Here is a 16,180-nt window from a genome sequence, read left to right on the forward strand (position 1 = left end):
TGCCATGGGTAAGCATCCTGACACGATAAGAGGGCGTCCCAACACAATTGAACCCTAGCTCTCAGAAACGCTGGAAGCAAATCAAATTGAGGAAATCACTCTCTGATCGCTGGCGCTGTGCAAGCTGGCTGCAAACGGACCGTTGAAACTTTCAGATCGGCGTTTGCTGCTCAATGCACACGGCGTGCCGCCGGTGAATCGCCAGTAATAACACGGCAATAAGATGTCATGAACACGGCAATAACAAGGCAATTTATTGCCAGCGGCTTGCCGCCACTGGCTGCCGGCCTACCTCGCAAGCGGCATTTCCAATTGCTGCATATGAGCCACAACCGCGCGGGCCGCTGGGCTATTGGCGTCCAATTGCAAGGCCCGCTCAATCGCTTGCCGCGCGCCGGCCATGTTGCCAGTCTCCAGTTGCGACTGCGCCAGCATCACCAATGCTTGCGGATCGTGCGGATTGTGCTCGACGACTGCTTCAAAACAAGCCACCGCTTCTCGCGGGCGGCCCATTTCATGCATTGCCAAGCCACGTAAATATTGCACTCGGATGGGGCACGCATTCAGTTCGACGTTTTCTTCCAGGCAATCGAGCGTCGCCAACAACCGATCATAACGGCCTTGCCGGTTGTATAGTTCGGCAATCGCCACATGTACCTCCGGCGAGTTGGCCTCCAGCACCAATGCTCGGTGATAAGCGGCTAGGGCTTGGGAATCTTGCCCCAGAGCCGACATCACGTCCCCCTGCAGGGCCCAAGTGGCGGCAAATTCGCGTCCACCATGCAGAGATTCCTGTGACTTTTCCGCCGCATCATCAATGCGGCCGACTTCTAGATACATCCGCCCCAGTCGCACAACCAACTGCGGATCGCTCCCGCTGAGCCGCACAGCTTGTTCCATGTGGGTGATCGCCTCGCCCCGCTCACCACGTTGCCAGAGCGCCTCGGATAACCCCCAGTGGGCCCGGTCGTCGGCTTGATTTAGCTCCAAAGCGGCGTTGAACTGTCGTTCCGCTTCGCTCCATCGCTGCTCGTGCATCGCTTCCAAGCCTAGCCGGGAAACTTTTCTGGCCGCGATGCTTTGACGGCTATCGACATGTTGGCGGATTGCCCGACATCCGCTCGACCACAGCGCAAGACTCACCACCAACCAAGCAATGCCCGGTCTCCAGGTTGCAAATCGTTGACGCTGCGGGTTTACTGTGCCCATCGGTTTAACGCACCCATATCATTCGCACGTTTAGCAAATCTGCCCTCTATCGTTCAAGTCAGAACGGGGTCGATTTCGCAGCTTTGCCGCGATATCTTTGCGTTGGCTGCCGCTCCGCGACTGCTGCCTCCCGGCCCACGACTTCCCTTCCCCTCCATCAAGTTGCTATGCCCGGTACATTCAAAGGTTTGGGGGTCCATTTTCTCTACCCGGAAAATTGGACCATCAGCGAGCAAGTCGAGCCAGGCAAGGCTACTGCCGGCGGGGTGACCTTGGAGACTCCTCAGGGGGCCTTTTTTTCGCTGAATCGTTATCCCGGCTTGACCGATCCTCAGCAAGTTGTCGACGAGGCGATCTCGGCGATGCGAGACGAATACGACAACCTGGAAATCGAGCCTTGCGGCGCCTTGGCAAGCCAACCCGAAACGGCCGGCGTGCTCGATCCAAGCAGTGAGGCCGGAGCCGATCTCAGCTTCTACGTGCTCGATTTGCTGATCACCGCCCGCCTGCTAACAATCGTCCATCAAGGCGACGCTTTGTTAGTGCAAATCCAAGGAGAAAGTCGCGATTTTGAAACGCTCGAACCGGTTTTCGCGGCGATGCTAAAGAGCCTCCGCGATTCGCTGGAGGATTAATCCTCGACGCCTTGCTAACAGTCAGCGGAAAACTAGTGGTTTGTCAGAGTTCAGTTTGAGGCTTAGCCGTTTTGGCGCTAGCCACGGTTCATGCGACAAAACCGTGGCTAGCGCCAAAACGGCTCAAGTAGGGGACCCGAATTCTCAATCTTGACAAACCACTGGCGGTTCAGCGGATGTTTTTGAGCTGCTCGGCCACCGCGGCGGCGATTTGTTCGGTTGGCGAGCCGTCGGCGGGCACGTCAATAAAGCGAACTTCGTTCAAGCTGCGCAGCCAGGTGCCCTGCTTTTTTGCCAATTGACGGGTGTGCAGCTGGACCGCGGCGATCGTTTCCGCCAATGTGGCTTCACCGCGGAGCATCTCTAGCACTTCGCGATAACCGACCGCCTGGGAGGCCGTGCGACTGAAAGCCGCTGGCCGATCAGGCTGGCCGGCAGAGAATGTTTCGCCGGCAGAGAACGTTTCGCCCTCAGAGAATGTTTCGCCCCTGCTGGTTTGCCCGCGCTGGTTTAATGGGTCGTTAGCCAAGAGTTGCTCAACTTCGCCGACCAGCCCCGCGTCGAACATCTCGCTTACCCGCTGGTCAATCCGCGTCCACAGCAGGTCTCGCGGGATTCGCAGAGCGAGCACGGCACATTGCTGGGCGCTCGAGCGGGCTTCATACTGCATCTGCCAATGGCTCAGCGGGCGTCCGGTTGCTAGAGCGACTTCCAGGGCGCGTGTCATTCGCCGCACGTCACTGGGATGAAGTCGATGAGCGCTCAGCGGGTCGACTTGTGCGAGCCGCTTGTGGAGCGCTTGGCTGCCGTGTTGTTCGACGTCTTGCTGGACCGCTTGGCGAAAAGCCCAGTCCGCTGGGGGACCAACAAAAAAGCCCCGCAGCAGAGCTTTGAGGTACAGGGGTGTGCCTCCCACAAAGATTGGCAGCAGGCCTCGCTGGCGGATGGCCGTCACCGCCGCGTGGGCAGCTTGCAAATAACGCGAAATGCTAAAGTCTTCGCTGGGGTCGGCCAAGTCGAGCAGGTGATGGGGGACGCGGGCGCGTTGCTCGGCGGTCGGTTTAGCGGTCCCAATATCCATGCCGCGATAAACGGCGATCGAGTCGAGCGACAGAATTTCTCCCCCCAAACGTTCCGCTAACGTCAAACTGGCAGCCGATTTGCCGGACGCAGTTGGACCGGTCAGAAACAAGCATTGGTGCACCAGGGGGGGGAAGGATCGATCCGAGAGCATGGGGCCAACGTTAAGTGCAGCAAATTCGTAGGTTGAGGCTCCAGGCCCGACCCGCCCTACGGGTAATTTTTGACCTTATCCTAAGCATTTTATCGAAGTGCGAACAGGGAGCCTCAGGGGGGTGCTAGAATTAAGGGTCGCGGATTGGTGTTCATCAACTAGACGGTAAGGTTTTGGGGCTGTGGCAAGCATGGCGCTGACTTATTTCAAACGTTTCCGCATGGAGCTTGATCTCCAGTCACCGCTTTCTTTCTCGGTGCCGCCCCTGCCGGATGAATACCAACTGCTGCCTTGGGGCGAGGGCTTGCTGCGTGAACATGCCGAAGCCAAGTACGCTAGTTTTCACAGTGAGATGGATTCCAACGTCTTTCCCTGTTTGGGGCGTCGCGACGGCTGTTTGCATTTGATGCGGGAGATTTCCCGGCGAGCGACTTTTGTTCCCGAGTCTACATGGTTGTTGCGGCATGTTCCAGCCGGCGGGCGATCCGCTGCGGTGGGGACTGTGCAGGGGATCCAGACTGACAACTGGGGCGCGCTACAGAACCTCGGCGTGGCTCGCGGCCACCGGGGGCTCGGCTTGGGCACCATTTTGCTAGCTCAGGCGATCGACGGGTTTCGCCGCAGTGGCTTGCGCCGCATGCATTTGGAAGTCACCAGCGATAACACGGCCGCCGTGCGGCTCTACAAAAGATTAGGTTTTCACAACGCCAAGACGGTCTTCAAAGCGACCGAAGTCGCCGGAGCCTAACAATGTAGAGCGATTGTCCTCAATCGCTTGCGGGTCTGCCCAATGTAGAGCGATTGTCCTCAATCGCTTGCAGCGCCTGCCCAGTGTAGAGCGATTGTCCCCAATCGCTTGCAGTGCCTGCCCAGTGTAGAGCGATTGTCCCCAATCGCTTGCAGTGCCTGCCCAGTGTAGAGCGATTGTCCCCAATCGCTTGTGGCGTCCGCAAACAGCTGAGGACAGCGGTTCTACAAACAAACAGCTGAGGTCAGCGGTTCTACTTCGAGCTCCAATACAAATATTGTCCTGGATTCAATCGCGAAGCTTCAGGGTTTGCGGCAGTATATTTACGCAAGTACCAGAATTGTGAATCGCTGCGAATCAGATGATCAAAGGCTTCAGGTTGCCAGAATCCGCCGCTACAGTTAAGTTGTTTATTAATTAACCTGGCCGTGTAGCGCATCCAGCTTTGGCCCACGATGGATAAATCATAACCGGTCCGAATTTGGGCGATCGCGTGAACATGATTCGGCATGATTACGAACGAATCCAAGTCGTACGCTTGCTCGTGATAATGCAATAGAGCCGTTGCAACGATCTTTGCGAGTTCTGGTTGTTGCAGCACACATTTTCCGTGGCATTGGTCGAGTGTGCGGTGAAACATTTTGTCTTTCAATATCCGGAAGTGTTTCCCGTCAGCGGGTGACAACTTATCTAACTGGCGTTGATCGGCTTGCGAGACAAAGCTCGAATCCCAGGACGCGAGTGAGATTGGCAAGTCGTGTGCAATTAGCCATTCTGCCAACTGACGTTCGTTGCGCACAATGACCTCGCGGGGCAAAGAGTCGAGGGTGCGAAAAGTTAAGAAGAGGGCGACACCGGGTTGAAACCAGTGGGGCAGGTTCCGTTCGCTGACCTGGACTTCGGCATCTGGATCGAAAGCTTGAAAAGAGAAGTTGGACGTGTTCACGATGTCAGCTCCGCAAGCGCAGAGCGATTGTCCCCAAATCGCCCGTAGCCAAGGAAACGGCAGTACAAAGCGGCTGTCCCTAAATCGCTTGAAGTTAAAGCAATTATCTGTACAGGTTGTCTCTGACCAGAGATCAGAAAGGAAGAGGGGGTAAAGCCAATTTCTCGAATGATTTCAACGTTAAGCGATTGCCCCCAATGTAGAGCGATTGTCCCCAATCGCTTGCAGCGTCTACCCAATGTAGAGCGATTGTCCCCAATCGCTTGCGGCGTCCGCAAACAGCTGGGACAGCGGTTCTACAAAACAAACAGCTGAGGACAGCGGTTCTACAAAGCAAACAGCTGAGGACAGCGGTTCTACAAAGCAAACAGCTGAGGACAGCGGTTCTACAAAGCAAACAGCTGGGACAGCGGTTCTACAAAACAAACAGCTGGGGACAGCGGTTCTACAAAGCAAACAGCTGGGGACAGCGGTTCTACAAACAAACAGCTGGGGACAGCGGTTCTACAAACAAACAGCTGAGGACAGCGGTTCTACAAACAAACAGCTGAGGACAGCGGTTCTACACTTTTGCCGCCCTCCCCCGGAGGGGTTGGATGCCTGGACTTCCGCCAACTCAACCCCTTGTGCGCCGGGGCCGCACGATTTCAACTCTTAGGCGGGATTCCCCTTCACTGACTCCTGCCCCCTGACTGCCTTGTGTCGAACCAACCGACGGCCAGCGATGCTGGCACTTACCACTGCGTTTTGCCTTGCGGGCTGACACTTTTGGGTCAGACCATGCCCTGGTTGCGGTCCGCCTCGTTTGCCCTGGTGCTCCCCGCTGGGACTCAGTTCGAGCCGGCCGACCGTTATGGCTTGGCCAGCATCGTCTGCGAAATGGTCCAGCGGGGTGCTGGTCCGCACAGCAGTCGCGACGTCGTCAACCTTAGCGACAACCTGGGGATGGAACGCTCCGCATCGGTTACCACGGCCCACACCGTATTCGGCGGTTCCATGCCGGCTGAATCGTTGTTCCCGGCACTCGATTTGTACACCGAAGTGGTGCGGCGTCCTCACATTCCGGCCAATCAGCTGGAAGACGCTCGCAATGTCTCGCTGCAAGAGCTGCGAGCCAGCGAAGACGAGCCGGTGCAACGCGTGATGATGCGGCTCAAGGAGTTGCAATATGGTCTGCCGCTGGGACACAGCCCGCTGGGTAACGCGGCCGGAATCGCCTCCATCGATAGCCAGCACGTCCGTGAGTTTTATGAAGGCTTCTATCGCCCCAGCGGCGCGATCCTCTCGGTCGCCGGAAAATTTGATTGGGATGCCCTGGTCGAGCACGCGCACGAGCTGTTCGCCGGTTGGCCGGCGGGAAAGATTGGCGAGCCCCCGCAGGCGGCCGGGCAAGCGGGTTACGAACACATCACCCATCCGTCACAGCAAACGCATATCGGTTTTGCCTTCCCCACCCTGCCCTACGAACACGCCAACTACTTTACCTTGCGAGCCGCACTCGGCGTGCTCAGCGACGGTATGAGCAGTCGCTTGTTCGATCGCGTCCGCGAGCAGCGGGGCTTGTGCTATACGATCTCCGCCGGCACGCACTCGCTCCGCGGCACGGGGGCCGTCTTTGGCTACGCCGGCACGACGCCGGAACGCGCGCAAGAAACTCTCGATGTCACTTGGCAAGAAATCCGCCAGCTGGGCGACACCGTCGAGCTTGACGAGTTGGAACGTTTTAAAGTCCGCATCCAAAGCAACTTGGTGATGCAGCAAGAATCGAGTGCTTCGCGGGCCTCATCGATGGCTACCGATTGGTACTACCTGGGGCGCGTGCTGCAACCGGCTGAGATCGAAGCGCAAGTTGACGCGGTCACTCCCGCACGCATTGCCGAGCTGTGGTCACAACTTGACCTAGCCGCCCAGCGAATCGTTACGTTCGGTCCCGAACCATTGAAGGTATAGCCCATGTTTCGTCACGTCACCCTGGATAACGGGCTGCAGATTGTTGCTGAAATCAATCCCGCCGGCTACACAGCTTCGTTCGGCTATTTCGTTAACGCCGGCGCGCGGGATGAACACGACAAAATCGCCGGGGTCAGCCACTTCCTCGAACACATGATGTTCAAAGGTACCGCCCGCCGTAGCGCCGCCGAAGTCAACCGCGAACTCGACGAGTTGGGTGGTCAATCGAACGCCTACACCAGCGAAGAGCAAACGGTTTATTACGCCACCGTGCTCCCCAAGTATCAAGCCCGTTTGGTCGATCTGCTGACCGACATGATGCGGCCCACTTTGCACGCGGATGATTTTGAAACGGAACGTCAAGTCATCATTGAAGAGATCGCCAAGTACGACGACCAGCCACCCTTCGGTGCTTTTGAGCGCAGCATGGAAGAGTACTTTCGCGATCACGGGTTGGGTCGCCGCGTGTTGGGGACCGTCGAGACTGTCTCGTCACTCTCGCCTGACTCGATGCGGGAGTATTTTCAGACTTGGTACAGCCCCAGCCGCATGGTGTTTGCTGCCGCTGGCAATGTTGACTTCGAGGCTTTGGTGCGCGATCTCGAGCGATTAACAGCCCACTGGGAGATCCAACCACCACGTCCTCCGCGTCAGCCACCGCAAGTGCCACTGTGCGAGACCAAGCGATTCACTGTTACTGCGCCCGAGACCGCTCAGGCATACACGATCCGGCTGGGGGCTGCCCCCGGGGCCAGCGACCCGGATCGTTATCCGATGCGGATGCTCGGCTCGATCATCGGCGACGACTCGGGTAGTCGCTTATTTTGGGAACTGATCGACAGCGGCCGCGCGGAAATGGCGGCCACTTGGACACAAGAGTTTGACGACTGTGGGTTGTTGTTCCAGTACGTCGTCGGCTCGCCCGAGGATATGAGTTCGAATTTGAACTTAGTCGATAAGATTTTGGCCCGCATTCAAGACGAAGGGGTCGAGCCATCGGAGTTGCAACAGTCGATCAACAAAGCGACCGCCAGCCTGGTATTGCGGAGTGAGCGTCCCAGCAGCCGGATGTTCTCGATCGGTAACGCCTGGCTCACTCGAGGCGTCCACGAACCGCTCGACGAAGTCATCGAGCGATACCGTCAAGTGACCTGTGACGACATCCGCCGAGTGATCGAAACTTATTCGCTAACCGCCAGAACCGAAGTCCAAGTCGAATAGTCATTGTAGAGCGGTTGTCCCCAATGTAGAGCGATTGTCCCCAATCGCTTGCGGGTCTGCCCAGTGTAGAGCGATTGTCCCCAATCGCTTGCGGGTCCACAAACAGCTGGGGACAGCGGTTCTACAAAACAAACAGCTGAGGACAGCAGTTCTACAAAGCAAACAGCTGGGGACAGCGGTTCTACAAACAAACAGCTGAGGACAGCGGTTCTACAAAACAAACAGCTGGGACAGCAGTTCTCCAAAGCAAACAGCTGGGACAGCGGTTCTACAAAACAAACAGCTGGGGACAGCAGTTCTACAAAACAAACAGCTGAGGACAGCGGTTCTACAAAACAAACAGCTGAGGACAGCAGTTCTACAAAGCCACCTGGAACTCAAAAATCCGAATTACTCGTCACAGCTTGCTGAGTCGTAGTCCCCGAATTTTCGTCGATAATTCTTAGTCGAACGCGAATCGCCGAAGCGGGCGCGGCAAACGGAGCTGTCGTTTCTTGCTCGCTCGGATCGTCAGTTCCCACGTTACCGTATTGAATTTGGCCAGGGCTAAAGTCGAGTCCATCGGAACCTAAATCGGTGAAGGCCGTGAGACTTGGATGAGGAAAAAACCAAGCCGTTCCTTGCCGTGTTGCCGGGAATAACCCATTTAAATCACGTTGATGGAAACCGTCCGTTTCGTAATCAACCGTGAAAGTATCATAAGTGGGTTGAAACAACCGAACACGACCGCGGTTGTCTGTCAACAGCTTGCCTGATTTAAGCATCTCATCAGGTAGGAAATTTGTGACTGCGTTAACTTCTCGCCATAAGCTGAATTGAGACTGCAAACGATTTCCGCGATCTAGGGCCGGGACTGGCGGGGTTGTATTTTGAGAGAAAGCGGTTGGTCTTAGGTCGAGAAGCGCGTTGCGAACGGTTCCACCTGGCAAGCGATCATAAGCAAGGTCAACGTAAGCACCCCGTGAAGCGACACTCAAGGTACCGGCTGCTCTCGCGATTTCGAAGAACAGCGGATCGTTGGGTGACACGACTAGGTCGTCCGAGTTGGGCGCCCCTACGCCACCCACTCCCGCCGAGCCAGGTTGTCCGTCGGGGCCTGGATGATTGGCAACTAACGCCAGTTGGTCGAAGGTCTGTACATCAAAACCAAGGATCGAGGCGCTGAGAATATCTTCTCCCAATCGTTCACGTCCCCAAAAATTGGTCGGTACTTCGGTGTGGGTAAGATCCATGCCCAAGGCAAATTCGGGGCGTAGAAACCCGTTAAATGCTTGAAATGGCGGATTGGGCGGTGTTCGAAAGTAGTTAGTCAGCGACGGACAAAAGTCCGTGACTGTAACTCTGTCGACAAAACGCAGGGCATATTCGAAGTGTGGCAGTTGCGAACCAACGGCCAGCACCGGCATCGACGAAAACCCGTTGAAAGGCGGATTGGTAAAGCCGAGCGTCGCCGCCGGCACGCGAACGTGCGCAAAGCGGTTGTGGGGCTGAGTCAAATCCGCCAAGGAGTTCGCGGCTACCCGGGAAGTTGGCACTCCGGTTGCAGGGTCGAGCACCCAGCGAACCGACAAGTCGCACTGTTGATGAATGGGCGCCATCCCGATCTGCCAACTTCGGTTGCGTTGGTCATTCCCTTCGCCCCCGGTGCGGATGATCCGCGGCAGCGGGTTTGCCGTTGCGTCGCTGGGCCAAGGATCAGGCTGCATGAAAACATAATTTCCCTGCGATGTGGGAAATGACAGTTGTGGTAACGTCCCCGGGAAAACTGCCGTACCGGGATTAATGGGACTCGCTGGTGATGCCGTTAGATTTAAGTCAGGCCGAATCAGCAACACCCGCCGATGTAAAGTTAAGCGATCCGGATATCCATCACCCGTTTCGTTATTGTTCCGATCAATTCCTTGATCGGCATCCCGGATGTTGACGTTTCCTAAACCATCGTAGGTGTATGATAAGGCTGAGTTTCCCAGCCCATCAACGCTATCCTGCGTCACATGCTCGGGTTCAAGCCAATAGATAATTTCGGCATAATGGGAGTAGATGACTACCGGCTCTAAAGCATCCTGCAGTTGGGCGTTCGTTAAGTTTCGAATGTCGTAGTCATTAAAAATGGTGTCTCCAACGCCGTCATCGGTTTCGTCCTGTTTCTCGAGCAACAGGTATTTCGGCACCACACCGCGAAACGGTGTTTCCGGGTTGTAAACCGTGAAAGCCAAATAGTCGTCGAAATCACCAAACCGGCTATCTTGAAAATAGGGACTGGGATCCAAGGTTGCGACTTGAGTTCCCAGCATCACCGAAGTTACGTCCGTTCCTGGGCCTTCGTAATAAACAAAGTAGCCTTCGTCCTCGGAGTTAGCATCGCGAGGTGTAAGCTTGACTGTCATGTTGCGAAGATCGTCTTGCAATATTTGATTGACGTTCTGTGCCCGGTTGCTGAGCTCAACCCTGACCCGATTCTCGCGAATTTGGTCCGCTAAGAATTTAAAAGCCCTAGTCAGCGAGAGCATCAATACCAACGACAAGGTGATTGCGATCAAGACTTCGAGGATGGTAAATCCTCGTGATTGAGTCCAATCCCGCGGCGGTGAACTGTTTGTGGTTGACTTCATGGATATTCCTCGCCGGAGCGCTGATTGTATTGTTGAACGCGGAACTGCAAGAGGTTAATCACGATAGAAACGTTCAAACAGAATGCAGTTTCGCGTGTCATTATCGACACCCGTTTCGTAGTTTACTGGGATTGAGCGATCAATCACGTAGGTTGCCCGATAACGCTTATTGCGACCAAAGTCGACCAAGTGTTCTTTACCAAGCCCGGTCGTGTCGTTGAACTCAAAGAAACCTAACGTGATGCGAATCACAAACGTATTGGCGTTGTCCGTCGTTAGGTTACTCATTCGCATTAACGATTGATAACGCAACAGTGCGTTCGTATCAACGTTGTCGTGCAGTCCAGTTGTCGATCTGGCAAAAAAAGGAGTAGCGTTATCGACATTGTCAAAGGTACCAGCGCCTGCCAATATGCTGCCATCGATCAATGGATTTTGATCGGGAGCCATGGAGTTTGCCGGATCAAGGCGAGTTCCATCCGTCATTGAGCTCGTAAAAGGTCGCGGAAACTGAGTCCAACTGTTGTTGCCTGGAATGGTGTGATTTCGACGAGCAGCGCCAAATAGATTCCACAGTCCACTCGCGGCAACTGCCCGTTCGTTGGGTGGGAGGTGGTTCCACGTCATTCCTGCGAAGACCCGTTGGTCTCCCAGTGTATTCAGATTAATTCGCCCGGTCTCCGTTGTACTGATCGGCGCATTGAATGGGAATCTGAATGAGCTACTCCAGAAATTGCGAGCTAACAGCACGTCAGGATCGGTGATCCCCAGATCACCATTGGTCCAACTCGGAGCCTTCGGCTCAGACTGTCCGCGGAACTTGGGGCCGGTGGTCAGGTATTCGAAAATTCGATACAGGTGGGCGTGGTCTCCATCGTTACCAACTGCGGTGATGTCAGTTACCTCGCGACCATCGAAGAAATTCATTAGGTGTAAAAATGGGGCTCGGAAGTCGTCAAAATTACCAGCCGTGTATACGTTCCCAGTGTTGGCCACGCTGAACTCCTCAAACAAACGTGTTTGGGAAGTCGCCGGGACCATCATTAATTCCAGCGGCGAAGCGTAAGGCCGGTTCAGCCAAGGATGAGCCACAAAGGAAGTAATCGGTTGCCCCACATAATCGAGGAACGCGTCGCTGGCAACTTGACGGCTAATCCGCCCCCCGTATCCTTCATTGAGATAGCCGAGTGATTGATGAGCGACGCCCATGTCCACGTTATAATTAGGGCTGCCGATGGCGATTGGTTGCTGCAACTGACCTGTGGCTGGCAAATTCAATCGATTCGAAAACAATAATTGGTTATCACTTCCGTCACGATTCGCGCCGTTCCGCTGACGGCTATCTTGAGCGTAACGAGGAGTTGCTCCTCGACCAATCACTGTCGATTCGCTCTCGTCTCCGCTGAAAACATTCAAATCCATCGTAATCCAATCGACGGTTCGATATGGATTAAAATTCGGTAGCGTGGGATTGTCTTGAAAAGGAAGCAGCGGGTTTGCCAAACGTTGCAGGAAGGCGGTGCGATATTCGTCGACGATGCCCAAATAGGGTTCCGCCGGATCAGCAGTCCTCATTAACAGTTCTGTGATTACCCTGATTGGAAAGTTGTTGTTCAGATCACTGGGATCGTCGGCGGGAGTGGTGCCGTCACTGCTCGCTCCGCTGGTGTAATTCCAGTATCCATCCCGACGCGTGAACGCACCGGTCGGGCCCATCAGGAAATCAGTCGGTTTGCGATAGTAGACCAGCCCGGGCAGCGGTTCTGAAATATTGAAACCGATGCCAAAATCATCAGCACCAAAAATTTCTCCCCGCTCGCGATTCGTAATGTTCCAGCCCGGAGGCGTGAAGGCTTGTGCAATAAATACCTTGCTATCTTGCGTATCTAAATTTGCGTTACCGGCATCCTCAGTGACAGTTTCCGGAGTGGTGCGCATGTCATTAATATTGTAATGCAAAACGCCCCGATCAAGTATTGTTTCAAATCGTTGAGGAGATGGTCCAAGTGGTGTGCCGCCATCGGCCAACGAACCAAGGTGCGTCACCGTCCGCGGTGCGATAGTCAGGAACGTACCAAGCGGTAGTTGCGCGGCGTCGGGGGCCGTGCTCGTGAGGTTCGCAAATAAGGCGGATGTGTCGACGCCGTAAGCATTGGCCACGCCATCTAATTCGTCGCGCTGCAGCGGATCGGGGCGCACAAAAATCACAAAACGCTCAAGATCTAAATCAGCCGGCGCGCCGGCAAGTTGCAACTCATCACGTCCAATGGGTTCAAACGATGCTGAGTCAGGGAAAGTAGTTCGGTGACGGTTTGGTTGCTCATTCGGGTCAAAGTGGGGCTCGCTAATCGCGATTCGCCAAACGGGCATAGGACCATTTGGGCCCGCACTGGCTGGCGCCAGCAAACCCAAGTTCAGAGCGGGAACTGCTCCTGAAAAATCATACAACTCCGCCGGCAACGCTTCATGATTCAACTGTGCAACGGTCGTTCTCGGACGAGGATTGTACAACTCTAAAAATGCCGAACCCTCTGGTTTGCGGATTTGATCGGTGTTCTGCGGAGCGTCCTCATCGGCTTTTAGATCTCCGCCAGCCTCTAAATTGGTGTCTTTAACTCGGACATCATGAAAAGCCAAACTCTCCATGAATAACAGTTCGGGGTGCTCACATCCCCAGACCTCGGCGATCTCTGGCGGGTTGGTGGGATCAGTCGTGTTTGCTGGATTGGTATTCCATCCATTGATCGGGTTAAAGTCATAGACGAATCGTGTCATGATCGAATCGCTATCGCGGTAATCGACGACGTTGACTGCCCACTGGGCTACGCGTCGAGCGATAAAACGATCCAGTTCAGGACCGCTGGGTATGTTTGCGGTATCGGCTCGCCAACGTTCTTTTTGGACATCTGCATCGTTCGTCAACAACATCACGAGGCAATATAGATGTCTGGCCATTGCTTCCCGCGGAGATTCAGGGAGTCCATTGGGTCGAAATGTTACTGGAACCGGGGAAAGATTGTATTCCGGAGGCACTCCAATTCCGGCGTAGGATGCTTCCAGAACCGATTCCAGCGGTTCGTCAATAATACCATTGCCATTATCATCGATGCCGTTGCCAAAAGGACGATTGATGTTTAACTGGCCGCCCGCACGAAGTTCCGGAGCTAGCAGCATTTGGGCCAATTGAATGTCTTGTTCATCGATCACCGCCGGGTTGCCGGTTCGCACTCTGGCAAATGAATTACCGGGATCACCAATGACGCGAGCTAGCAACGATTCGACTAACATCGCGGGGCGACGGGAGGCGTCGATCGGTGGCAAAGTGCCACCAGGAGGAATGGTTGCTGCTCCAGCGTCGATTTTAATCCTTGGATCGCGAGCCAATTCGGTGGGAGGCTGTTGGGGCGGTCCCACATCCGCACTGCTCACTGGGGTGACGACTTGCGCCAACAGCGAATCGGTGTTCAATAGATTCCCAATTGACAACTCGATGCCAGAAGGCTGCAAATATTGCTGCCAACGATTCCGCTCAATTAATTTTTCGTAATCAACGAGAGCAAATCTCTGGTCTCCAGAAAGATCAGCGGTGGGGCTGAACTCATATGGGTCGTTGACAACTTCGTCAGCGGTTGGAGTTACGCCAGTCAGCGGTGCTCCCGCATAGGCTGAGATTAGATTCCCGCTCGCGTCCGTTGCCAGGATCCCGCGACCGTGACGATCGAGGGGCAGACCATGGACTGAATTCCGGCTGTGAACCTGTGGTTGGTTGGGCGACTTGAACTCATCGGCATACTCATTGGTTAAACCGCCCGGCGCTGTCTCGTTACCAGCCGCGTTCAAGTACCGCGAGTTCATCAAGGCGGTTATGCTCTGTGACAAGTTGCCACCCGGAATTATGCGACCCTGTCCATCAATGCCATTGGCCGTTAGGAGTGGTAATACTTCAGCTGGTCCATAACCGCGCCCCGCCGGTAGTGCGACTGGACCAGGGGTTTGTCCCGGAAGGCGGCCTGCGAGTGGCCCGTTAACCATAGCGTGGAGGTCAGGACTCAAGTGTGCTTGGCTGCCGTGCGCATTGACATTAAATTTCGAACCGAGATCCTCAATTTGCACGGCGATCAAGGGGCGCAGGCGAGTCCCATCCTCGGCCGTGACCAGCGGCAACTTGGCGTCGAGCCAGAGACTATCGTTCTCACCATCCCCGTCATTGTCGACATCCCACGGTCCATCAGTTAACGCATTGGCTAGCATCGTTGCTCGCACAGCGTTGCTGGGGACTCGCAAGATGAATTCAGAGTTGCCTCCGGTGAATGTGGTGTTGGGATCAACCAGCGGAAGATTTGGTGCAAGTACTGGCAGGGGGCGTAGCGTGGCTCCCCGAATGGCAGTCAGTAACTGGGCAGGATTGCTACTAAATTGATTTCTTAAATGATTAATCAAACTGGGGCGATGAAACGACGGAATGTTAATCGTGTTGCCCGCTAAGTCACGCCCTCGATACGCCAAGAACATGTTTTCCAGATCAGGAGCGTCATAAGGTTCGTCGGCATTTCCTAATAACTGCGGCGGGCTTGCTGGTGTCCACCAAGTCGCGTAATTGGGTTGTAAAGCAGCTGGTAAATTCAACTGCGAGGTCTGCGCGGTTGTATAAACGCCCGCACCATTCCGAGGAGTCGGGTTGATAACTAAACGATATGGTTCGTCATCCGATCCCGGTTGCCCTGCCTGTAAAAATGTGTTGTTGACATTCGAGCCCCAAAAGGTATTCGCACCTCTATTGTAAAACAAACAAGCAGCTGAGTATTCGGAGCCGCCACTGTTCGGCGACAATAAGCTGGCAGTTTCCACTACGGAACCGTCATCCAAAATAACGCTGCTAGGTAACTGGGCGGAATCTAAATCGAGATACAACGAGTAACGAATTGAATTTTCCGGCCCATTGCGATCACGAAAACCGGCCCACCGCAAACAACGAAACGTCGTATTTGCCAACGGTCCGTCTTTAATTGTCACAGTTCGACCGGCAAAGACATCATCCAAGTTATATGGGCTGGATAGCGTTGTTCGAGTACCACTTTGATTTAATTCGGCGTTATAGATGTTCTCGAGCTCTGGAGGAAAGTTTTGAACAATGTTGTTAGGCACGAAAGGCTGTACAGCGTCAAATCGAATGGGAACCTTGACTACATTCCCTCCGACCAGTAACACACCCCGATCGCGACCACTGCTAAATAGATTAAGCAACATCGGAGGCAGCGCTCTTACCTCGAGACTCTCGCTAAACCTTCCGTCAACTCCCATGACGGGTGATTGATAACCGTAGTAGTCACCCAGAATATCATGACGAAACAGCGCGCTGCTGGGATCCGTCGTGCCTCGCAAGATCTGCCCAAAGGCTTCTTCTAGAAGGAACTCGGGATTGGGATTATGGAACTCCCGCCGCGCAGTGTTGAAAGCCGCCTGCCGTGAATTCGACGCAAACGTCAGATAGGTGACGGCAAGTATGGAAAAGAGCGCCAAAACTCCCAAGACCACCAACAGGATGATCCCACCACGCTTACGCTTCGTTTTAATAGCAATCATCACATTCAATTCCATCACGGCGCTCTGACGAACGCGAACCAG

Annotated in this window: 9 protein-coding genes; 4 read left to right on the forward strand and 5 right to left on the reverse strand. The window is 54.7% G+C overall.

From position 1 onward, the window contains the following. Positions 1-288 precede the first annotated feature (288 nt). Positions 289-1,209 (reverse strand): tetratricopeptide repeat protein, encoded by a 921-nt coding sequence (locus tag SH139x_RS07290; protein ID WP_488354614.1) that lies wholly within the window; start codon positions 1,207-1,209, stop codon positions 289-291. 167 nt (positions 1,210-1,376) lie between these two features. Here SH139x_RS07290 and SH139x_RS07295 point away from each other — a divergent pair, with 167 nt between their 5' ends. Continuing rightward, a complete protein-coding gene (locus SH139x_RS07295; protein ID WP_488354615.1) occupies positions 1,377-1,844 on the forward strand; it encodes a hypothetical protein in 468 nt (155 codons plus the stop codon). 169 nt (positions 1,845-2,013) lie between these two features. Here the strand turns inward: SH139x_RS07295 and miaA are convergent, their stop codons facing one another. Continuing rightward, entirely contained in the window at positions 2,014-3,078 is a 1,065-nt protein-coding gene (gene miaA / locus SH139x_RS07300) for a tRNA (adenosine(37)-N6)-dimethylallyltransferase MiaA (RefSeq protein ID WP_488354616.1), read from the reverse strand. Between the two features lie 190 nt (positions 3,079-3,268). Between miaA and SH139x_RS07305 the strand changes: the two genes are divergently transcribed. Continuing rightward, complete coding sequence (locus SH139x_RS07305) at positions 3,269-3,826, forward strand: GNAT family N-acetyltransferase (RefSeq protein ID WP_488354617.1); 558 nt, start codon at positions 3,269-3,271, stop codon at positions 3,824-3,826. A gap of 253 nt (positions 3,827-4,079) precedes the next feature. Here SH139x_RS07305 and SH139x_RS07310 read toward each other — a convergent pair whose 3' ends face one another. Further along, positions 4,080-4,772: a transposase gene (locus SH139x_RS07310; RefSeq protein ID WP_488354618.1), complete on the reverse strand. Its 693-nt coding sequence runs from the start codon at positions 4,770-4,772 to the stop codon at positions 4,080-4,082. A 699-nt stretch (positions 4,773-5,471) separates the two neighbouring features. On the opposite strand from SH139x_RS07310, the gene SH139x_RS07315 reads away from it, so the two are divergent. Beyond that, positions 5,472-6,722 (forward strand): M16 family metallopeptidase, encoded by a 1,251-nt coding sequence (locus tag SH139x_RS07315; protein WP_488354619.1) that lies wholly within the window; start codon positions 5,472-5,474, stop codon positions 6,720-6,722. Positions 6,723-6,725: 3 nt separating this feature from the next. Beyond that, positions 6,726-7,943, forward strand: a complete 1,218-nt coding sequence (locus SH139x_RS07320) for a M16 family metallopeptidase (RefSeq protein WP_488354620.1) — start codon at positions 6,726-6,728, stop codon at positions 7,941-7,943. Between the two features lie 377 nt (positions 7,944-8,320). Here the strand turns inward: SH139x_RS07320 and SH139x_RS07325 are convergent, their stop codons facing one another. Together SH139x_RS07325 and SH139x_RS07330 are read right to left on the reverse strand one after the other, a co-directional pair. Then, entirely contained in the window at positions 8,321-10,555 is a 2,235-nt protein-coding gene (locus SH139x_RS07325) for a prepilin-type N-terminal cleavage/methylation domain-containing protein (protein ID WP_488354621.1), read from the reverse strand. Positions 10,556-10,609: 54 nt separating this feature from the next. Next, positions 10,610-16,138, reverse strand: a complete 5,529-nt coding sequence (locus SH139x_RS07330; RefSeq protein ID WP_488354622.1) for a hypothetical protein — start codon at positions 16,136-16,138, stop codon at positions 10,610-10,612. Between the last annotated feature and the right edge of the window lie 42 nt (positions 16,139-16,180).

The organism is Kothea flammea, from assembly GCF_052161645.1.
Lineage (GTDB): Bacteria > Planctomycetota > Planctomycetia > Pirellulales > Pirellulaceae > Laterigemmans.

Coding starts and splice junctions, on each gene's coding strand:
- SH139x_RS07295 (WP_488354615.1), top strand. CDS start 1,377: ATGCCCGGTACATTCAAAGGTTTGGGGGTCCATTTTCTCTACCCGGAA.
- SH139x_RS07330 (WP_488354622.1), bottom strand. CDS start 16,138: ATGATTGCTATTAAAACGAAGCGTAAGCGTGGTGGGATCATCCTGTTG.
- SH139x_RS07290 (WP_488354614.1), bottom strand. CDS start 1,209: ATGGGCACAGTAAACCCGCAGCGTCAACGATTTGCAACCTGGAGACCG.
- SH139x_RS07320 (WP_488354620.1), top strand. CDS start 6,726: ATGTTTCGTCACGTCACCCTGGATAACGGGCTGCAGATTGTTGCTGAA.
- SH139x_RS07325 (WP_488354621.1), bottom strand. CDS start 10,555: ATGAAGTCAACCACAAACAGTTCACCGCCGCGGGATTGGACTCAATCA.
- miaA (WP_488354616.1), bottom strand. CDS start 3,078: ATGCTCTCGGATCGATCCTTCCCCCCCCTGGTGCACCAATGCTTGTTT.
- SH139x_RS07305 (WP_488354617.1), top strand. CDS start 3,269: ATGGCGCTGACTTATTTCAAACGTTTCCGCATGGAGCTTGATCTCCAG.